Below are 20,111 nucleotides of genomic sequence, written 5' to 3' on the forward strand. Positions count from 1 at the left end.
TGGCAACAAGGTTTCCGGTTTTTTCAGTAATATTTAAAGTTTTTACACCTTTACCACCGCGATTGGTAACCCTGTAGTCGTCAATATCGGTACGTTTGCCGTATCCTTTTTCTGATACTACTAAAACTGTTGTTTCTGCGTCATCAATACTGATCATACCTACCACTTCATCATTATCACTGTCAAGCGTAATACCACGCACACCGGTAGCAGTACGTCCCATCGGCCTAACGTTTGATTCGTTAAAGCGAATGGCCCTACCCGATTGCAGCGCCATTACAATTTCGCTGCTGCCTGTAGTTAAGGTTGCTTCCAGTAATGAATCGCCCTCATTAATGTTAATAGCATTGATACCATTAGCACGCGGACGGGAATAAGCCTCAAGTGAGGTCTTTTTGATGGTACCTTTTTTGGTACACATGATAATGAAGTTATTCTCCAGGTAGTTCTGATCTTTAAGGCTAATCAGTTTGATGTATGCCTTAATGTTTTCTTCTTTTGGAATATTGATGATGTTCTGGATAGCCCGGCCTTTTGAGGTGCGTGTGCCTTCCGGAATTTCAAATACCCTGAGCCAGTAACATTGCCCCGACTCGGTAAAGAACAGCATGTAGTTATGATTTGAGGCAACCAGCAAGTGTTCAATAAAATCCTCATCGCGGCTGTTGCTGCCGATAGCGCCTTTACCACCCCTGCCCTGACGACGATATTCTGTTAACGGTGTACGTTTGATGTAGCCCTCACGTGATATGGTGATTACTACGTCTTCGTCTTCAATAAAGTCTTCCGTTTGCATTTCGGCAGATGAGTGAACCATTTCGGTACGGCGCTCATCACCGTATTTATCTTTAATTTCTGAAAGCTCATCCTTAATGATCTGCATCCTCAGTCCTTCGTCAGCTAAAATTGCTTTTAAGTGCTCAATCAACTTCATTAATTCGGCATACTCATCCTTGATCTTATCGCGTTCAAGTCCGGTTAACCGGCGCAGCGTCATATCCAATATAGCACGGGCCTGAATATCACTTAAACCAAATTGGTTCATTAAGCCTTCCCTGGCCTCATCAGGCGTTTGTGATGCACGGATCAGGCGGATAACCTCATCCAAATGATCAAGGGCTATCAACAAGCCTTCTAATATGTGTGCGCGTTTTTCGGCTTCGTTCAGTTCATATTTGGTACGGCGTATAACTACTTCGTGCCTGTGCTCAACAAAATGATGTATCAGATCTTTCAGGTTCAGCATCATCGGGCGGCCATTAACCAACGCGATATTATTTACACTGAATGAAGTTTGTAAGGCTGTATATTTAAACAGGTTGTTTAATACAATAGCTGCATTGGCTTCCCGTTTAATTTCATAAACTATACGGATACCTTCCCTGCTTGATTCATCTCTGATGGCAGATATTCCTTCCAGTTTTTTATCGTTAACCAGTTCGGCAGTACGCTCAATCATGAGCGCCTTGTTTACCTGGTAAGGTACTTCAGTAACCACAATACGTTCCCTGTCGCTGCCGTGAGTTTCTATTTCTGCACGGGCACGGATCACCACCCGGCCACGGCCGGTTTCCAACGCTTCGCGCGGGCCTTCAAAGCCATAAATAATACCTCCGGTAGGAAAATCAGGACCTTTTACGTATTTCATTAACTCGGCAACCTCAATCTGACGGTTATCGATCAATGCGATAGTAGCATCAATCACCTCCGACAAATTGTGCGGCGCCATGTTGGTAGCCATACCCACCGCGATGCCTGATGCTCCGTTAACCAGCAGGTTAGGGAATTTAGAAGGTAAAACGGTTGGCTCCTCTAAAGAGTCGTCAAAGTTTAATTGAAAATCAATGGTATCTTTATTGATATCGGCCAGCATCTCTTCTGCCAGTTTCTGCAAACGAGCTTCTGTATAACGCATTGCCGCCGGTTCATCGCCATCTATTGAACCATAATTTCCCTGTCCTTCAACCAAAAGGTAGCGCAGGCTCCATTCCTGGGCCATACGTACCATCGTATCGTATACAGATTTATCACCATGCGGGTGATACTTACCCATTACCTCACCCACGATACGGGCCGATTTTTTATAGGGCTTATTGTTATTTAAACCCAGATCAAGCATGCCGTATAACACACGCCTGTGAACGGGTTTTAAACCGTCGCGGACATCGGGTAATGCCCTGGAAACAATCACCGACATTGAATAATCAATGTAGGCTGATCTCATTTCCTCATCAATATTTATTGGAATTATTCTGTCTTCGCTTAATGAATTATCGTTTTCTGTTCCTTCGGCCATTTTTATTAATTTGTGGAATCTTCTCTATAATCGCGCATGCAAAAAGTGTTTTTTATGCGACCTGCGAAGTTAAGAAAATAGTTGATTATTGCGCCATTTTTTTGGTTCATTAGTACGATAGTTTACTGGTTCAATAATCCTTAAATGATGATATTGATGGCCAATAAACTATCGAACTTTTACCCAATGGTCTTCGATCAGATTGCCATTGGGTAGTGTGGCTTGCAGCTTGAGTGTATCCTTGCTAACTATATAAATATATTTTACGGTTTTGCCTAATAATTTAGAAGGCTGACTGCAATAGGTCTGGGTTTCAAAACAAGTATCGGCAATTAATTTATAATCACCTTTTTCGTAAACAAATGATTTTGCCCCTTTTTCAATTACCAGGGCCTGATAATGCAATCCATCATAAGTTCGCTGTAATTTATAAGCCTTAGATACACTATCATCCACCTTCCCGTTGACCAATCCTCCCCTATATTCCCAAACGCCCTGAAGCGGATTATTGCCATTCATGAATGAACATAAAACAACAATCATTAAAAAAGGGAAGATGGTCTTTTTCATAGCGCTTATTCGGCCCAGTTAATGCCTTTTTTAAGCAACTGCAAAGTTCTTTCTTCTTCGCTGCCTGCTGCTGCCTGATAGTTATATAACCACTTGGCGGTGGGTGGCAAACTCATCAGTATGGATTCGATACGACCATTGGTTTCCAGTCCGAATTTAGTACCCGCATCATATACGAGGTTAAACTCTGTATAGCGGCTGCGGCGTTGGTATTGCCATTCCTGTTGTTGCGGCGTGAACTGCTTATTACGGTTACGTTCAACCAATTCAGTGTATACCGGAATAAACGAACGGCCAAGTACCTTTGAAAATTCAAAAATAGTATCCCATGACAAATCATCGTCGTTTGCCGTTAAGCGGTCGTAAAATATGCCGCCTATGCCGCGTGTTTCATTACGGTGCTTGATGAAAAAATAATCATCGGCCCATAACTTAAACCGGTGGTAAAAATCATGGTAATAGGTATCGCATACCGCTTTTAGGCTGTTGTGGAAATACCAGGCATCATCATCAATAATGTAATGAGGTGTAAGGTCAATACCACCGCCAAACCACCTTATAGGCTTGTTTTCACCACCAAATGATGATGGCATTTCAAAATACCTGATATTCATGTGAATGATAGGCACCATAGGATGATTAGGGTGGATCACGATAGATACGCCGGTTGCAAAAAAATCATCCGATTCTACCTGCAATGCTTTCTTCATATTTTCAGAAAGCTGACCATGCACAGCCGAAAAGTTTACACCACCCTTTTCAAAAATATTACCATTTTGGATAATGCGTGTACGGCCGCCACCCCCGCCTTCACGTTCCCACAGTTCCTGCTCAAACTTAGCTTTTCCATCAACCTGCTCAAGAGCAGCACATATCTCATCTTGTATTAGCTGATAATCGGCCGATATTTGTTCTTTACTAATCATTAATTATTGATTTACTGGATTATTGAAAATGATTCAATAATTAATTCAAACTTAACTAATCTCCGCGTAATCCAGATCTTTACCGAAGGTTTCCTTCAACTGGCTTAATGAAAGCAGCGCTATAAGCGTAAGTATCCCCATCATGATATAACCACTGGTGATCATTCCGTAGTGTCCTTTAAACGCATTAAACGCTAATGTAATAGGGATAAGTGAGCCCCGCACAAAGTTTGGAACGGTTGTAGTTACTGTAGCGCGTATATTGGTACCAAACTGTTCGGCGGCAATGGTAACAAAGGTTGCCCAATAACCAACAGTACAACCCAGGAAAAAGCATAACCAAACAAAATGTTGACTTGTTAAGCCTTCGGCACTTAAATAACAGGCTACACTCACTATCGAAACCAATAAAAACACCACCATAGTCAGTTTTCTTGACCTTGTGATCTGAGAAAGTACCCCTGCAAATATATCGCCAACAGCTATACCTATATAGCAGTACAGTACGCCATCACCGGCACTCAATGCGTCTTTTGCCTTTAAAGCCACGCCAAACTCAGGGCTAAAAGTAACCAGCACCCCTACTACATACCATAGCGGCGCGCCAATTAAAATACAGTACATATATTTTTTGAACCTGCCCCAATTGTTAAACAACATAAAGAAATTGCCCTTTGATACTGACGATTTCTCCACGTTCTTAAACATGCCCGATTCAAAGGTTCCGATCCTAAGCAATAATAAAAGTATACCAAGCCCGCCTCCTACTTTGTAGGCATTTTGCCAACCATGTTTAGCTACCATTACAGCTGCTGCAGCGCCAAACAGGCCAATTACAGCCACAATCATTGTTCCGTAGCCACGTTTCTCTTTACTTAGGGTTTCGGTTACCAGAGTAATACCAGCTCCTAACTCACCGGCAAGACCTATACCTGCAATAAAGCGGATCAAGGCATACATATTTACATCGGTAACATAGGCATTAGCAAAATTAGCTACAGAGTATAACAATATGGAACCGAAAAGCACTTTTATACGCCCCAATTTATCACCAATAACGCCCCACAAAATGCCTCCTAACAGTAAGCCAAACATTTGTACGTTGATAATAAATTGGCCATTGGCCAACATATCGGCATCAGAAACACCAATAGCATGCAGGCTGCTCTTGCGCACTATTGAAAAAACAAGTAAATCATATATATCAACAAAATAGCCAAGAGAGGCAACAAGAACAAGGAAAATAGCATTCCTTGTGAGTTTTTCAGAAACTGATGTATTATTCATATTTATCATAGGGGTTTAAAACGGCGAATGTAGCAGAATTATATATACACTTAAAAATTTTAAGCCAAAAAAAAACCTCTGCTTGACACAGAGGTTTTTTGCTAATACTTTGGTTAACTATACTTTTTTTACGTTTACTGCCTGCAATCCTTTTCTTCCTTCTTCCACTTCGTAGGTAACTTCATCATTATCTTTAATGGCATTTACGCCGCCTTGTACGTCTTTGAAGTGTACAAAAAGATCTTTACCGTCATCGGTAACAATAAAACCGTAACCTTTTTGTGTGTTAAACCATTTTACTTTTCCAGTTTTCATAATTATATTATCATATTAAAAATTCATGTTAGATTAAACTAAAGCCAAACTGAAAATAAAATGGGTTTAATAATCAGAAGGAATAGATAAGCCTGCCTTTTTCAAATATATAAAATAATTAATAAACCAAATAAAATTATTTGTTTGGTTGTGGCGTTATTCTTAAATAGGGTTTTACAGCTTTATAACCCTTTGGAAATTTGGCCGCGATGTCTTCTGTTTTTACAGCCGGTACTATCACAACGTCTTCGCCGTCTTTCCAATCAGCCGGGGTTGCTACACTATAATTGGCTGTTAATTGTAAAGAATCGATCACCCTTAAAATTTCCTGGAAATTACGGCCGGTTGATGCCGGGTAAGTAATAATTAGCTTAACGGCTTTATCCGGCCCGATGATAAATAACGACCTTACAGTTGCGTTAATCGACGCATTTGGGTGGATCATATCATAGGCTTCAGATATTTTACGGTCTTCATCTGCAATGATCGGGAAATTTACCTCAACTCCTTGTGTTTCATTAATGTCGTTTATCCATCCGTGGTGTGATTCTACCGAATCAACGCTTAATGCTAAAACTTTAACATTACGTTTAGCAAACTCATCTTTCAATGCCGCGGTTTTGCCAAGCTCTGTAGTACAAATTGGGGTATAATCGCCTGGGTGAGAAAATAGTACGCCCCAGCTATCGCCAAGATATTCATAAAAATCAATGTCTCCAGCTGATGTTTTTGCTGTAAAATTTGGGGCTTTATCGCCTAATCTTAAACTCATGATTGTTCGTTTTTATATGTAATAAATGTCTACTAAGTTAGTATGCAATACTTAAAAAATCAAAATTTAGTAAAAAATATACTGTATATGACGCCAACATTACACAGGGTTTATTGTTGAACAGTTTTGCATAAATAATAAACTGTAAATATTAATGGACAGACATACCTACGATACCGGAATAATTGGCAATTGCGCTTTTTTGGCGCACATCAATAAAAACACCAATGTTGATTGGCTTTGCTGGCCCCGCTTTGACAGTACCTTTATTTTTGGCGGCCTGCTGGATAAAAAGAAAGGTGGCGAATTTTCGATCCTTCCTGAAGGTGAATACACATCGCAGCAACATTACCTGGAAAACACCAACGTTCTGATAACCGAAATTAGCCCTAAAAGCGGTGGTAAATACCGAGTAACGGACTTTGCTCCACGCTTTTACCAGCATCAACGCTATTACAAGCCTTTAATGTTGTTCAGGAAAATTGAGGCTATTGAGGGTTCGCCAAGGGTTATTGTTAAATGTGAGCCGGTGTCAGAATACGGCGCGGTAAAGCTAAATGTTAACCGGGGCAGCAACCATATCCAATACCTGGGCGGCGAAGAAAGCATGAGGCTTACCACAAATATCCCTATAAGCTACGTTTTTGACGAACAAGCCTTTGTGCTGAATGAGGTTAAATACCTGGCCCTAACCTACGGTGAACCACTGGAAGCAGCGCTGGTATCAACTGCCGAAAGATTTTTGTCTGAAACCGTTCAATACTGGCGCACCTGGATCAAACACTCATCTATAGCAACTTATTACCAGCCTTTCGTGATCAGGTCAGGATTGGCTTTAAAAATACACCAGTTTGAAGATACCGGGGCGATAATAGCGGCAAGTACCACAAGCTTACCAGAATCGCCGGGAAGCGGCCGTACCTGGGATTACCGCTACTGCTGGCTGCGCGATACTTACTACGTAATAACCGCCTTAAATCACATTGGCCATTTTGAGGAAATGGAAAAATATTTTAGTTATGTTACCGATATATCCTTTTCTGAAACCGACCGCTATCAGCCGCTGTACGGCATAACCGGCAAAAAAGATCTGGTAGAACAAATACTTACCGATCTTGATGGTTATATGAATAATCAGCCGGTACGTATTGGTAACCAGGCGTATGAGCATATTCAGAATGATATTTATGGCCAGGTAATGATATCCCTGCTCCCACTGTATACAGATCACCGTTTTGTTTTTTCAGAGCGAAAAGACTCGGTAAAATGGATAGAATTTTTGCTAAAGAAAATGGAGCATACCATAGACGAAAAAGATGCAGGTATATGGGAGTTCAGGAACATGGCCAATATACACTGTTATAGTAATTTGTTTCAGTGGGCAGGCGCTTCGGCAGCCGAAAAAATGGCACGCACTATTGAAAACCAGGAACTTATTGACCGGGCCATTTCTCTGAAAGAACGTGCAGCCGCGCATATTGAAAGCTGCTATGACCCGGTCAGAAAAGTTTATACCAACTCTGCCGGTAGCCCTAACCTTGATGCGAGCACACTACAGTTGATCATGATGAATTACCTTGACCCTGCATCAGAAAGAGCTAAGAATCATTTACTTGCACTGGAAAAAGAACTAAAAACCCCTAACGGATTATTTTACAGATATTTATATACCGATGATTTTGGTAAACCCAAAACAACTTTTCTGATCTGCGCCTTTTGGTATGTAGAGGCGCTGGCCAGTGTTGGCCGCCTTGATGATGCCCAGCGCGAGTTTGCCAATCTGCTGCAATATTCCAATCACCTGCTATTATTTAGTGAGGATGTTGATGAAGAAACCGGAAGTCAATGGGGTAATTTCCCTCAGGCCTATAGTCACGTAGGTTTGATGAATGCAGCGTACCGTATAGCTATGAAGTTAGACAGGCCGGTGTTTTTATAATATCACTCCTTGAATAATAGCAAACAAAAGGGCGGTGTTAATACTGCCCTTTTGTTTTGGTTATATACCCTTATAATACAGGTTCCTGAGTTGTGTTTTTAGCAAAACTGGTTAACAACTTACGCACCTCTGTAGGGTTACGCAGATAAAACTTGGCAGCAGATAAATTGCTGCCTACTTTGATAGTTATTGCACTTTCTGGTAACGCTCTAAATATATCCTCATCGGTGTAGTCATCGCCAAAGGCAATAATAAAGTCGTAATCTTTGCCTTCTGTTAAAGTTAAAGCAGCTTTTCCTTTATTAATATCCATATTCTTTACTTCCAGCACCTTATCCCCAGCCAGTAGCTGTAAACCTTTATCACTGGCCAGATATTTCAGGTTATTCATCAGCTCGCTCGCTCTAAGCTCGCCTAAGCCACTCGGCGCCTTACGATAATGCCAAACTAATGAGTAGGTTTTCTCTTCAATAAACGAGCCCGGAGTGCGATCAACGTAGGTTTCCAGGATCGGATAAATATCATGTTTCCACTGATCAGATAATCCCGGTATTTTATGCCATGAGGTATTTTGCTTTTTAAACCATGAACCATGTTCGGCAATAAGGTACATATCCGTATCGCTGAACCATTCATCCAGATTTTCATGCTTACGGCCACTAATCAGTACTACCTGATTGGCAGGATCTTCTACCAGTTTGTTTATTATTTGATACAATTCTTTATCTGGGCTGGCTTGGTCAATGTCGGATTTAAAGTTTACCAGCGTTCCGTCATAATCTAAAAAGATGATCCGTTTTTTTGTTTTAATGTACCGGTTTACTATAGATTGCTCGGTAGTCATGCTCACGTGGCGGGCCTGCATAGATCGCTGCATGAGTTTAACCTCTTTTAAACGATCCATGAAAATTTTAACCCAGTGCGATATATTAAATTTGGCCACCAACTGACGCATTGGAGCCATCCTCCTTTTTTGTTCTTCAAGTGGCATTTTAATGGCTTGCAAAATGGCCCGACAAACCTCTCCGGTGTTATTAGGATTAACAATAATGGCGTCAATTAATTCTTTAGATGATCCAGCCATTTCGCTCATAATCAACACTCCATCATTATTAATTCTACTTGCCACATACTCTTTGCTTACCAAATTCATGCCATCGCGCATGGGGGTTACTAAACAAACATCAGCGGTGTAATATAATGCCGAAAGCATCTCGATCGGGAATGAACGGTAGTAATAATGTATAGGAGTCCAATCCATTGTTCGGTATATGGAATTGATATTCCCCACCTTTTTATCAATCTCATCGCGCAAGTGAGCATACTGCGGAACGGTGTCACGCGAAGGTACCACGATCATATAAAGCGCTATTTTTTCGATACATTCAGGACATAGCTGCAACATGAGTTCAAAAGCCTGCAAGCGTTGCAGAATTCCCTTACTATAATCAAGCCTGTCGATAGACAGGATCAATTTATTATCCTTAAAATTGTTTCTGATCAGTTCAACCTGTTCCTGAACATCGGCCTGTAAGGGTAAAGTCGCGTATTTTCTTTCATCAATCCCCATTGGGAATGACTCAACTACTATTGACCGATCGTCCATCGTAATGATATTTGACGAACTGTTTACCGGTAAAATACGGGTTGCTGCACCTAAAAAATGGCGTACATCATCAAACGTATGCAAGCCAATAAGATCGGCCCCTAACATACCTTCCAATAGTTCTGACCGCCAGGGAATAAGCCTGAACATTTCGTGTGAAGGGAATGGTATATGCAGGAAAAATCCGATAGAAACATCCGGAAGTTCCTGACGCACCAAACCGGGTAGCAATAGCAATTGGTAATCATGTATCCAGATAATATCGCCAGGCTCGGCAACGCTTAAAATAATATCCCGGAACTTTTGATTCACAGCCTGGTAATAATCCCAGTTTGATTGCTTATAGTTTGCGTAAGTAGAGGCATAGTAATGAAAAACCGGCCATAATACCTCGTTAGAGAAGCCCTCGTAATACTGATTGATCTCTTCCTGATCGAGAAATACAGGAATAAGGCTTAATTCTTTTAATTGATGCTGAACGTGGTCTTTATCTTCTTGATCGGTAACCTCAATTCCGGGCCAACCGATCCACACATTATCACCTTGTTTATATATTGAACCTAAACCGGTAGCTAAACCTCCTTCGCTTGGTGATAAAATATATTCGTTATCTGCTTTTGAAATTTTAACTGGTAACCGGTTAGAAACAATGATGGTCTTAGACATGTTATTACTTTATATTAATAATTATATACTTATTAATAAAGGTAAAAACAGCCAATTTGTTTGCCTGCTGGTAGTAATAAGCTAAGAAATCTTGATTTTTTGAATATAAAAAAAGCCCTCCTGAATATCAGGAGGGCTTTTTTATGAAAACTTTATAAGAATTATCTTACTTGTTGGAAAAACTCCAGGTTACCTTGCTGAGTGATTCTTACCAATACTTCGTGAGTATCATTTTTAAGATCAACAAAGTATGAAGTTTCATCAATGCTATCGTTTAAATCAGTATTAGCTTGGTAAACAATAACTTCACCTACATTGTAACCTTTGTAATCTTTTGCAATTTGTTTTAAGGTTTTAGCTGGGATAGCTTTTTCGTCAACTCTTTGAGTTACACCTAAGTACTCACCGTTAAGGTTGTAGAAAGCTGTCTTTTTAACGCCATCAACAGTAAAGGTAGCTTTTTGAGTGTTTTTAGTTACATTCCAGGTAACGTCTTTTGCATCAGCAAAATCAATTGTGAAACCGTGTAAAGCGATGTAAGAAACATTAGTTCCACCATCTACTTTTTTAGCGCCATCGGCAGCAAATACATTAACACTTAATAAAGCGGCAATTGCGGTTGTTAAAAATATCTTTTTCATGTTGTTTTAAATTTTAAATCCATAACAAAAGTATGGCAAGATTAGCAATCTGACAAATAAAATTTAACTTTTATGAATATTTAATAATTATATGAGTTTTATAATAAAAAATTTAAATTTTAATAAACTACTTAGTGTATAATTTACAATATCATCAATTTAAAAGACACAAAAAAATCGGTTTGCGTTCTGCTAAACCGATTTTTCACACCATTTTAACCTTAATTTAACCATTATCCGCAAAGCCCGGATACAAAGTCATGCCGCCATCCATAAAAATAGTGATGCCGGTAATGTAATCAGCCTCGTCAGATGCAAGCCAGGTAGCAAGTTTTCCAATATCTCCGGGTACGCCTATCCGGTTGTAAGGTATAAGCGTGAGCAAATTGTTTAATGCTTCCGGGGTATCCCATGCCGCTTTATTGATAGGTGTTTGTATAGCGCCGGGCCCAATACCCATTACCCTTATTTTATGCGGAGCTAATTCCTGTGCTATACTTTTCATAAACATACTAATACCGCCCTTACTGGCCGCGTAATTAACGTGACCAGCCCAGGGAATAACCTCATGCACACTACTCATACATATGATTTTACCTGCTGCACGGCTTAACCCATCAACTACACCCCTACGTATAAACTCACGCGCCGCTTCCCTTGCACATAAAAACTGACCGGTAAGGTTAATACCGATCACCGTATTCCAGTCTTCCAGCGTCATATCAATAAATTTGGAATCTTTTTGTAAGCCAGCATTATTTATTAAAATATCGATAGTGCCATATTTAGCATACATCTGGGCAAACATGGCCTTTACTTCGCTTTCCTGGCTTACATCAGCCTGAACAGCAATAGTTTCTCCGCCCGCGGCTGTTATTTCATTCACGGTTGCTTCAGCAGCAGCCTGGTTATGTGCAAAATTGACAACTACTTTCGCGCCGGCAGCAGCTAATGCAAGGGCTACGCCTTTGCCAATACCACTATCTCCGCCGGTAACCAGGGCGGCCTGTCCTTTTAATGTTGGTGATGGGTTCATTTATTACAGATTTAAATGTTTCAATATAACCAATGTATTTTATACAATAAGGTTTTAAAAATTAAATCTGTATAAACAAAAAGAGACGCACTAAGCGTCTCTTTTTAAAGTGGTTGCTATTAATTATAGCGTCTTTATATAATCCAAAAACATATAAAGTGCTTTCTTTTTATCTGCTGTTAAATCAAAATCTATTTTATGCATCAGATAATCCTGCAAATCAAAATCATCACGCATAGGCAATTCTTCAAATAACTCAGCACGGTGATCGAGGCCATATTTAAGTGCCGCGTTAAACTCATCCATAAAATCCTGAGGGATGGGCTTATTAGCAATCCAGCCGGCAAACATAAAGGGAAGACCAGTAAACTTTTGCCACTCCTCGGCAAGGTCATATACATATTTGTATTGCTCTTTTTTACCAAAGGTACGGTCGCCTATTTGCACAAAAGCGGTATTGGCTTCGGTAGAGTGCGAGTAATCCGGAGCATTCCTGATCAATTCAGGACTAACTTTCCAATAGTTTTTCAGTAGTACAAGTCCCAAATTATTTGATGAGCGAGATTCCGGATCAAGTTGCAGGTATTTTATATCCTTAACATCACAATTGCTGAAAATAAAAACGGAATTTACAGCGCCAACGGCGCCAATGCAATAATCAGATACTATTTCCCAATGAGGCAGGTTCAGGGTAGCGGCTACCGGGATCAACCCGATATCAACCACATCATCAATCAGTTTTTGAGCACAGTCTGACGGCATATCCAGGCTCAATTCAATTTTGTCTAATATTCCACTATGTTCTATGCCGTATATAAAGGGTTTGGTGTTCGTGTAGCTTACAGCTGATATTCGTATTTTATTCACAGAAACGCTCTCTTTCAGGATTGTTGTTTTAAATGTTCGGCATTATTAAAATCGGTGATCTCAAATTTTTCACCATCATATTCCACCTTGTACAAAACCAGGTTTTGGTGCGGAAAAGTCTCCATAGCGGTAAGGGGTAAGCCACTAAGTATACACAGTAATAAACGCATGGCACGGCCATGCATACATATTAATACATTTTTTTCTTCGGAGTGGCTCATGATCACGTCCAATGCTTCACGCTCACGGATCTCTACCTCATTGGGGCTTTCACCACCTTCAAACTTGCTGTCTAACCGGCCGTCGAGCCAATCGCGCATAATTTGTAAAAAAGCAGCCTTATTTTGCGTAGTGCTTGGCTGCCCTTCGTGTATTCCCCAAGCCAGCTCATCAAGGCCCGATAATTTTTGATAAGGGATACCCAGGTCGATAAAAGGCTGAACACTTTGCTGTGTACGTTTTAATGCTGATATATAAATTTTATCAAAAGGCACGGCTTTGTATGTCTCATAAAACAGTGAGGCTTGTTTACTCCCTTCGTCATTTAAATCAGTATCCATCCCACGACCCTGAACTATACCCTGACGGTTAAGTTCTGTTTGGCCGTGCCGTACAATATATAAGGTTTTTTCTATCATTCTTTTTGTAAGCGTAAAGCAAAAAGCCCAGGGCTTAAAGCTCATAGCAAATCGGCCTTGGGCTTTGAGTCTTCAGCTTTAAGCATTTTCCAGCTTAATTTATGACCGGCAATTTATAGTACTTTGGCTTGCTTTCTTCTGGAAATTCAAAATTTGTAAAATCGGTAACTACATTATATAGGGTATCGCGTTCAATGGCTTGCCTTCCTACATTTTTGATCAGCTCTACCAATTGCTTGGTGCTCATGCCCGGATGCTGCTCTTCGGCTCCGGCCATTGAATATATTTTGGTGGTATCATCAAGCGTGCCATCAATATCATCAACACCAAAGTTTAAAGAAAGCTGGGCAGTATTTCTGCTGATCATAGCCCAATAGGCCTTAATATGATCAAAATTATCCAGGTAAATACGTGATATAGCATAGTTACGCAGATCTTCAATCACAGTTGATTCCGGCACATGCGACATTTGGTTATCCTGGTTACGGAATTTAAGCGGAATAAACGCCTGGAAGCCCCCGGTTTTATCCTGTAGCTGGCGTAAACGTTCCATATGATCAACCCGGTGCCAGAACTTTTCAATATGCCCGTACAGCATCGTGGCATTTGAACGGCCACCTAACTTGTGCCATTCTTCATGAATATCCAGCCACTGATCTGCAGTACATTTATCTTTGGCGATAAGGTCCCGCACCTCCTGGTGAAAAATCTCGGCGCCACCACCCGGGATAGAATCCAAACCGGCTTCCTGCATCAGGCGCATGCCTGTTGCGTAATCAATTTTAGCTTTTTTAAATATGTAATGATATTCAACCGGCGTTAAAGCCTTTATATGCAGTTCAGGGCGGTGCGCGCGTATGCGACTAAAAAACTCCTGGTAAAAAGGCACATCATACTGCGGTAAAACACCGCCTACAATATGCACTTCGGTAACCGGTTCGCCATCATACTTGGTAACCATCTTGAACATCTCGTCCATAGTATACTCCCAGCCTTCCGCCTTTTGCTTCAGCAAGCGTGAATAAGAGCAAAACTTGCAGTCATAAACGCAAAGATTGGTAGGCTCGATATGAAAGTTACGATTGAAGTAGGTTTTATCACCATGCTTTTTTTCGCGAATGTAGTTAGCCAAAACGCCCAGATAACCCAGATCGCCCTGCTCATACAGCACAACACCTTCATCAAAACTAATACGCTTATTGTTGAGTACTTTTTCGGCAATATGCTTTAAATCAGCGGATAGATCCGGATTTTGCAATAATAACTGTAAATTACCTTCAGCTTCCATTGAAAAAAACTTTGCGCAAATGTAATAAAAAGCGCAACACTAAGCCTTATAACCTACTCATTACAATAATCAGGCGTTAGTAATGACATTAAATTTACAGTGGAATAATAGACGTAATTTTTATGCCATTAAAGCAATCGTCCTGACACCCATTAGGAATATAACCACAACTTGATATTACTCCTTTATTATTAGCTTCAAAAATAACCTGGTTGCTTTTAGTATCGGCCTTTAACCACACCGTACGTGATCGTTCATAAATATCATCTATGGTAAGCAAATCACCGGCCTCTATCCCATGCGTATTGAGGTTAGTCGCATCTTCATGCCACTGCTTAAGCGTATCCTTTTTATTACTGCCATCCGAATGGTATCTTATCAGAACCAAATCCCTTGAAATGAATTTACCATCTTTTATACCGGTTTTTATTTCGGTGCCATAACCGAAAACTGAGCCATAATATTGTGTATAACTGTATGAATTATGGATATTGCTTTTATAACTTAACCAGGTTTGGTAACTTTTGTTAAGGTCATTTTCCTTAACTATACCATCTTTTTTGCAACTGCTTACGAAAAGCAGAATAGTAATGAGCGGGAGATATAAGGTCTTCATGATCAAGGTTTTTTTAAATATTACGCAAAAATTATCTGCGCTGCGACACCCTATCTAAAATAATCTTGTTTAATTTGGCCAAATATCCTACATCCAATGAAAACAGAAACTATAGCTATACACGCGGGCAATCATACAGATGAATCATCAAGGGCTGTAATACAACCTATCATATTATCTACCACATTTGAACGCGGACTTAACGGCGATTTTCCGGGAGGTCATATCTACAGCCGTTCATCAAACCCTAACCGTGCTTCGTTAGAAAGTGTGCTGGCCAAACTGGAGAATGGCGTTGACGCTGCTTCTTTTTCATCGGGTAATGCAGCGGGTATGGCAGTATTTCAATCACTGTCGCCTGGTACGCACATTATTGCACCCGACGATATGTACCACGGCTTACGTAATCAGCTTAAAAATCTGTTTGCAGGTATTTTAACCCTTGATTTTATTGATGTTAATGATATTGATGTTTTACAGCAGCATATACAACCCGAAACCGGTTTAATATGGCTTGAAACCCCATCAAACCCACTGCTTAAAATAACAGACATTAAAACTGTGGTAGCTATAGCCAAGACTCATGATATTAAGGTTGTTTGTGATAATACTTTTGCCACACCTATATGCCAACAGCCAATTGCACTTGGAGCCGATATGGTAATGCATTCGGCAACTAAATATTTTGGTGGCCACAGTGATTTGATGGGCGGCGCACTAATTACTGCCGAAAAAAGCGACTGGTGGCAAAAAATACGCCAAGTACAGGAAATGGGTGGCGCCATCCCCTCCCCAATGGATTGCTATATGTTAGTGCGAAGCATCAAAACGCTGCCGTACCGGGTTAAAGGCCATGTGCATAACGCGCAATTGCTGGCAGAATATTTAGATCAGCATCCGGCGGTTGAACGGGTAATGTATCCTGGACTAACATCGCACCCGCAACATGGCATTGCTAAACAACAAATGCTGGCATTTGGTGGCATGTTGTCATTTATAGTTAAAGGTAATGAAGAAGATACTCATAATGTTATTAATAAATTACAGCTATTTACCCGTGCTACCAGCCTGGGTGGTGTAGAAAGCCTGATTGAACACCGTGCTACAGTTGAAGGCCCGGATACCAAAACACCACGAAATTTGCTTAGGGTTTCTGTTGGCTTAGAGCATATTGAAGACCTTATTGCCGACTTGAAACAGGCCCTGAGTTAGCGTAAAATGTTCAAAACCGGGAGCCGCTGTTTAGTCTTCTGCTCTTGGTTTTGAGCTCTTTTAAAATAAAATTTGGTATTTTAAGTAATATCACCTTATCTTTGAAACAATATTTGGTAGCAATACCATGATCAAATCTCCGCAATAGTTCGGGTTTTGATTTATAAAGAAGCGGCGAGAGATCAGGCTCAATGACCCGCTGGCAACCCTCCAAGTTTGGAGAAGGTGCCAATTCCTGTCCCGGAAAATAACCCCGGGGAATATAAATTTATAACCATGAAAAGTTTAATTAAAATTTCTGTACGCAATATTTCTAAAGCCTCAAACGGTACAACATCATATATTAGCCTGAATGTTAGCTATATGTGCATGTGTTGCTGCAGTTGATTGACCTAACACGTTTGTCTTTTTCTATCTCGAAAAATATACGTGTTGTAGACTGGTAAAAATCATTTACCGGTTGCCAAAATCCACCAAATCGTTAAAAATTAATTAAACACATTTCAAATTTCACAATCATGTCTACCAGCAATTTAAAATTCGAAACTCTTCAATTACATGCAGGTCAGGAGGTTGACCAAACTACAGGTTCACGTGCGGTTCCCATTTTTCAAACAACTTCGTACGTGTTTAAAAACGCTGAACACGGAGCCAATCTTTTCGCTTTAAAAGAGTTTGGCAATATATATACCCGCATCATGAACCCTACTACTGACGTTTTCGAAAAACGTATAGCAGCTTTAGAAGGTGGCGTTGCGGCTTTGGCAACTGCATCGGGTCAGGCATCGCAGTTTATTGCGTTAAATAATATACTTCAGGTAGGTGATAACTTTGTTACCTCTCCATTTTTATATGGCGGCACTTATAACCAGTTTAAAGTTGCTTTTAAACGTATTGGCATAGATGCCCGCTTTGCCAAAGATGATACCGCTGAAAGCTTTGAGGCGCTTATTGACGACAAAACAAAAGCCATTTACCTGGAAACAGTTGGTAACCCCGGCTTTACCATTGCCGATTTTGACAAGGTAGGCGCTTTAGCAAAAAAATATGATCTGCCGTTAATTGTTGATAATACTTTCGGGGCTGCCGGGTATTTATTTCGCCCGCTTGATCATGGCGCTCATGTAGTAGTGCAATCAACTACCAAATGGATCGGCGGACATGGCACTGCTATTGGTGGTGTGATAGTTGATGGCGGCAATTACAATTGGGGCAATGGAAAATTCCCTCAATTCACCGAACCATCTGAAGGTTATCATGGTTTGGTATTTAATGATGTATTTGGCATCGGCGGGCCTTTTGGCAATATCCAGTATATTATACGTGCCCGTGTTGAGGGTTTGCGTGATTTTGGCCCGGCGCAGGCACCATTCAACTCCTGGCTTAATATTCAGGGTTTAGAAACACTTTCATTACGGGTACAGCGTCATGTTGATAACGCGCTTGAATTGGCTAAATGGCTTGATCAACACCCGCAGGTAGCCTCCGTTAATTATCCTGGGCTTGCTTCATCGCCATACAACGCATTAGCTAAAAAGTACTTAAAAAATGGTTTTGGCGGCGTTTTATCATTTGAAATCAAAGGCGATAAACAACAGGCAAGTAATTTTATCGACAGCCTGCAACTGGTAAGCCACCTGGCCAATTTGGGTGACGCTAAAACACTCATCATTCAGCCTTCGGCAACTACGCACCAGCAGCTTTCTGATGAGGAGCAATTGTCGGCCGGGGTTACACCTACATCATTACGTGTATCTGTAGGCATAGAGCACATTGATGATATTAAAGCTGATTTTGAACAGGCTTTTGCCAAAATAAACCAGCATAGTAAAGAATTAGTATAGTTTTTTTTAAAGTGATATAGTAAAGTTATAAAGGGATGCGGTTAAGAAGTTAAAGATTCTGAGTAATGAGTTTTGAATAAGTTTTTTTGTAACTCAAAACTTACTACTTAAAACTCAAAACTTTTAAAACCGCTCCCGGAATAACAAACAAAAGAATGAACGCAGAGATATTTAAGTATACACAAACATTTGAACTGGAATTAGGCCAGCAGATAGATGAGCTGGAAATTGGTTTTCATACTTATGGCAGGCTGAATAAAGAAAAAGATAACGTGGTTTGGATATGCCACGCGCTTACTGCCAATGCCGATGTATTTGACTGGTGGAAAGGTTTTGTGGGTTCAGGAAGTATTTTTAACCCGGAAGAGCATTTTATTGTGTGTGCCAATATATTAGGTTCTCCTTATGGTACAACCAATCCGCTAAGTACTAACCCGGTAACTGGACAACCTTATTATCAGGCGTTTCCGCAGTTTACCATCAGGGATATGGTAAAGGCACACCAATTACTGGCAGATCATTTACAGATAGATCACATACATATGCTGATAGGCGGCTCGCTTGGCGGCCAGCAGGCTATGGAGTGGAGCATTACAGAACCTGAACGGATCAAAAACCTGATCCTGATAGCTACTAATGCCAAACATTCGCCCTGGGGCATCGCTTTTAATGAATCACAACGTTTGGCTATCAGTGCCGATCGTACCTTTTATGCTAATACACCAAATGGTGGCCAAAAAGGACTTAAAGCAGCCAGAAGCATAGCGCTGCTCTCCTACCGTGGTTATAAACCATACGGTATAACCCAGCAGGAAAATAGTGATGATATTTCTGATAACTATAGGGCAAGCTCTTACCAAAACTATCAGGGCCAAAAACTGGTTAACAGGTTTAATGCCTACAGCTATTGGTACCTGACCAAAGCGATGGATTCGCACAATGTGGGCCGTAGCCGTAATGGAGTTGAGAAAGCTTTGAGTCTCATCAAAGCGCGTACCCTGGTTATTGGTATTAAAAGCGACATTTTGTTTCCTATTGAGGAACAAGAATACCTGTTTAAGCATATCCCTAAATCGGCTTTTTCTGAACTGGATTCATTTTATGGCCACGACGGATTTTTGATTGATACAGAAGCATTAACAAATATTATCACATCGTTTTTTAAAACCGATGTAAAAGGAAAAATTATAGAATTACAACGTACAGCGTAATGAGTAAAAAGTTAAATATTGGATTATTTGGATTTGGAGTGGTTGGTCAGGGATTGTATGACATCATCAAAACAAAAAATTTAAACATCGAAATAGTAAAATTCGCTATTAAAGATCCGCACAAAAAGCGCTCTTTGCCTGCTCATTTATTTACTACTGATAAAGATGAATTGCTGAACAATCCAGAGATCAATACAATTGTTGAGCTTATAAATGATACCGAAGCTGCGTTTGAGATTGTTTCAAGGGCTTTAAAGTCTGGTAAAAACGTAGTATCGGCGAGTAAAAAAATGATAGCTCTGCACCTCGAAGAATTAATAGACATTCAGCATCAATACGGTACATCGTTGTTATATGAAGGTGCTGTTTGTGGCAGTATCC

17 protein-coding genes, 1 pseudogene and 1 riboswitch are annotated in these 20,111 nt (G+C 40.4%); of the genes and pseudogenes, 5 read left to right on the forward strand and 13 right to left on the reverse strand.

The window, feature by feature from the left end; translation table 11 throughout:
• From gyrA to AAGC65_RS17415, 6 genes are all read right to left on the reverse strand, one after another.
• Positions 1–2,296 (reverse strand): DNA gyrase subunit A (gene gyrA / locus AAGC65_RS17390; protein ID WP_343113735.1); only part of this gene is annotated, 2,296 nt, incomplete at its 3' end.
• Positions 2,297–2,464: 168 nt separating this feature from the next.
• On the reverse strand, positions 2,465–2,866 hold the full coding sequence (locus tag AAGC65_RS17395) for a hypothetical protein (protein WP_343113736.1): 402 nt from the start codon (positions 2,864–2,866) through the stop codon (positions 2,465–2,467).
• A gap of 5 nt (positions 2,867–2,871) precedes the next feature.
• Positions 2,872–3,792 carry an oxygen-dependent coproporphyrinogen oxidase gene (hemF, locus tag AAGC65_RS17400; protein ID WP_343113737.1) on the reverse strand — a complete coding sequence of 307 codons (921 nt, stop codon included), beginning with the start codon at positions 3,790–3,792 and terminating at the stop codon, positions 2,872–2,874.
• 51 nt (positions 3,793–3,843) lie between these two features.
• Positions 3,844–5,079, reverse strand: coding sequence for an MFS transporter (locus AAGC65_RS17405; protein ID WP_343113738.1), 1,236 nt, complete (start codon positions 5,077–5,079; stop codon positions 3,844–3,846).
• A 117-nt stretch (positions 5,080–5,196) separates the two neighbouring features.
• Positions 5,197–5,394 (reverse strand): cold-shock protein, encoded by a 198-nt coding sequence (locus AAGC65_RS17410; protein ID WP_290322511.1) that lies wholly within the window; start codon positions 5,392–5,394, stop codon positions 5,197–5,199.
• 136 nt (positions 5,395–5,530) lie between these two features.
• Entirely contained in the window at positions 5,531–6,166 is a 636-nt protein-coding gene (locus AAGC65_RS17415) for a peroxiredoxin (protein WP_343113739.1), read from the reverse strand.
• Between the two features lie 154 nt (positions 6,167–6,320).
• On the opposite strand from AAGC65_RS17415, the gene AAGC65_RS17420 reads away from it, so the two are divergent.
• Positions 6,321–8,105 carry a glycoside hydrolase family 15 protein gene (locus tag AAGC65_RS17420; RefSeq protein WP_343113740.1) on the forward strand — a complete coding sequence of 595 codons (1,785 nt, stop codon included), beginning with the start codon at positions 6,321–6,323 and terminating at the stop codon, positions 8,103–8,105.
• 70 nt (positions 8,106–8,175) lie between these two features.
• Here the strand turns inward: AAGC65_RS17420 and AAGC65_RS17425 are convergent, their stop codons facing one another.
• The 7 genes from AAGC65_RS17425 to AAGC65_RS17455 all read right to left on the reverse strand — a co-directional run bounded on the left by AAGC65_RS17425 (position 8,176) and on the right by AAGC65_RS17455 (position 15,463).
• On the reverse strand, positions 8,176–10,377 hold the full coding sequence (locus tag AAGC65_RS17425; protein WP_343113741.1) for a bifunctional alpha,alpha-trehalose-phosphate synthase (UDP-forming)/trehalose-phosphatase: 2,202 nt from the start codon (positions 10,375–10,377) through the stop codon (positions 8,176–8,178).
• Between the two features lie 161 nt (positions 10,378–10,538).
• Positions 10,539–11,018, reverse strand: a complete 480-nt coding sequence (locus AAGC65_RS17430; protein ID WP_343113742.1) for a hypothetical protein — start codon at positions 11,016–11,018, stop codon at positions 10,539–10,541.
• A 226-nt stretch (positions 11,019–11,244) separates the two neighbouring features.
• Entirely contained in the window at positions 11,245–12,054 is an 810-nt protein-coding gene (locus AAGC65_RS17435; protein ID WP_343113743.1) for a glucose 1-dehydrogenase, read from the reverse strand.
• A 123-nt stretch (positions 12,055–12,177) separates the two neighbouring features.
• Positions 12,178–12,921 carry a menaquinone biosynthesis protein gene (locus AAGC65_RS17440; protein ID WP_343113744.1) on the reverse strand — a complete coding sequence of 248 codons (744 nt, stop codon included), beginning with the start codon at positions 12,919–12,921 and terminating at the stop codon, positions 12,178–12,180.
• 14 nt (positions 12,922–12,935) lie between these two features.
• Positions 12,936–13,559 carry a histidine phosphatase family protein gene (locus tag AAGC65_RS17445; protein ID WP_343113745.1) on the reverse strand — a complete coding sequence of 208 codons (624 nt, stop codon included), beginning with the start codon at positions 13,557–13,559 and terminating at the stop codon, positions 12,936–12,938.
• A 94-nt stretch (positions 13,560–13,653) separates the two neighbouring features.
• A complete protein-coding gene (mqnE, locus tag AAGC65_RS17450) occupies positions 13,654–14,847 on the reverse strand; it encodes an aminofutalosine synthase MqnE (RefSeq protein ID WP_343113746.1) in 1,194 nt (397 codons plus the stop codon).
• Positions 14,848–14,941: 94 nt separating this feature from the next.
• Positions 14,942–15,463 carry a hypothetical protein gene (locus AAGC65_RS17455; RefSeq protein WP_343113747.1) on the reverse strand — a complete coding sequence of 174 codons (522 nt, stop codon included), beginning with the start codon at positions 15,461–15,463 and terminating at the stop codon, positions 14,942–14,944.
• A gap of 96 nt (positions 15,464–15,559) precedes the next feature.
• Between AAGC65_RS17455 and AAGC65_RS17460 the strand changes: the two genes are divergently transcribed.
• The 4 genes and pseudogenes from AAGC65_RS17460 to AAGC65_RS17475 all read left to right on the forward strand — a co-directional run.
• Positions 15,560–16,675 (forward strand): aminotransferase class I/II-fold pyridoxal phosphate-dependent enzyme, encoded by a 1,116-nt coding sequence (locus tag AAGC65_RS17460; RefSeq protein ID WP_343113748.1) that lies wholly within the window; start codon positions 15,560–15,562, stop codon positions 16,673–16,675.
• Positions 16,676–16,833: 158 nt separating this feature from the next.
• A riboswitch (SAM riboswitch) is annotated at positions 16,834–16,944 on the forward strand.
• Positions 16,945–17,193: 249 nt separating this feature from the next.
• Positions 17,194–18,519 carry an O-acetylhomoserine aminocarboxypropyltransferase/cysteine synthase gene (locus tag AAGC65_RS17465; protein WP_343113749.1) on the forward strand — a complete coding sequence of 442 codons (1,326 nt, stop codon included), beginning with the start codon at positions 17,194–17,196 and terminating at the stop codon, positions 18,517–18,519.
• A gap of 155 nt (positions 18,520–18,674) precedes the next feature.
• The gene (gene metX / locus AAGC65_RS17470) at positions 18,675–19,730 is read left to right on the forward strand and encodes a homoserine O-acetyltransferase (RefSeq protein WP_343113750.1); all 1,056 of its coding nucleotides are present in this window, start codon (positions 18,675–18,677) and stop codon (positions 19,728–19,730) included.
• Positions 19,730–20,111: pseudogene (locus AAGC65_RS17475) on the forward strand (homoserine dehydrogenase); the annotation flags it as partial. The gene metX and the pseudogene AAGC65_RS17475, both read left to right, overlap by 1 nt.

This window comes from Mucilaginibacter sp. (assembly GCF_039207105.1).
Lineage (GTDB): Bacteria > Bacteroidota > Bacteroidia > Sphingobacteriales > Sphingobacteriaceae > Mucilaginibacter.

Bases quoted from the DNA above. Each gene is read 5' to 3' on its own strand.
- mqnE (WP_343113746.1), bottom strand. From the start codon at position 14,847: ATGGAAGCTGAAGGTAATTTACAGTTATTATTGCAAAATCCGGATCTA.
- hemF (WP_343113737.1), bottom strand. From the start codon at position 3,792: ATGATTAGTAAAGAACAAATATCGGCCGATTATCAGCTAATACAAGAT.
- AAGC65_RS17425 (WP_343113741.1), bottom strand. From the start codon at position 10,377: ATGTCTAAGACCATCATTGTTTCTAACCGGTTACCAGTTAAAATTTCA.
- AAGC65_RS17445 (WP_343113745.1), bottom strand. From the start codon at position 13,559: ATGATAGAAAAAACCTTATATATTGTACGGCACGGCCAAACAGAACTT.
- AAGC65_RS17435 (WP_343113743.1), bottom strand. From the start codon at position 12,054: ATGAACCCATCACCAACATTAAAAGGACAGGCCGCCCTGGTTACCGGC.
- AAGC65_RS17405 (WP_343113738.1), bottom strand. From the start codon at position 5,079: ATGAATAATACATCAGTTTCTGAAAAACTCACAAGGAATGCTATTTTC.
- AAGC65_RS17465 (WP_343113749.1), top strand. From the start codon at position 17,194: ATGTCTACCAGCAATTTAAAATTCGAAACTCTTCAATTACATGCAGGT.
- AAGC65_RS17420 (WP_343113740.1), top strand. From the start codon at position 6,321: ATGGACAGACATACCTACGATACCGGAATAATTGGCAATTGCGCTTTT.
- AAGC65_RS17455 (WP_343113747.1), bottom strand. From the start codon at position 15,463: ATGAAGACCTTATATCTCCCGCTCATTACTATTCTGCTTTTCGTAAGC.
- AAGC65_RS17395 (WP_343113736.1), bottom strand. From the start codon at position 2,866: ATGAAAAAGACCATCTTCCCTTTTTTAATGATTGTTGTTTTATGTTCA.
- AAGC65_RS17410 (WP_290322511.1), bottom strand. From the start codon at position 5,394: ATGAAAACTGGAAAAGTAAAATGGTTTAACACACAAAAAGGTTACGGT.
- metX (WP_343113750.1), top strand. From the start codon at position 18,675: ATGAACGCAGAGATATTTAAGTATACACAAACATTTGAACTGGAATTA.
- AAGC65_RS17430 (WP_343113742.1), bottom strand. From the start codon at position 11,018: ATGAAAAAGATATTTTTAACAACCGCAATTGCCGCTTTATTAAGTGTT.
- AAGC65_RS17415 (WP_343113739.1), bottom strand. From the start codon at position 6,166: ATGAGTTTAAGATTAGGCGATAAAGCCCCAAATTTTACAGCAAAAACA.
- AAGC65_RS17460 (WP_343113748.1), top strand. From the start codon at position 15,560: ATGAAAACAGAAACTATAGCTATACACGCGGGCAATCATACAGATGAA.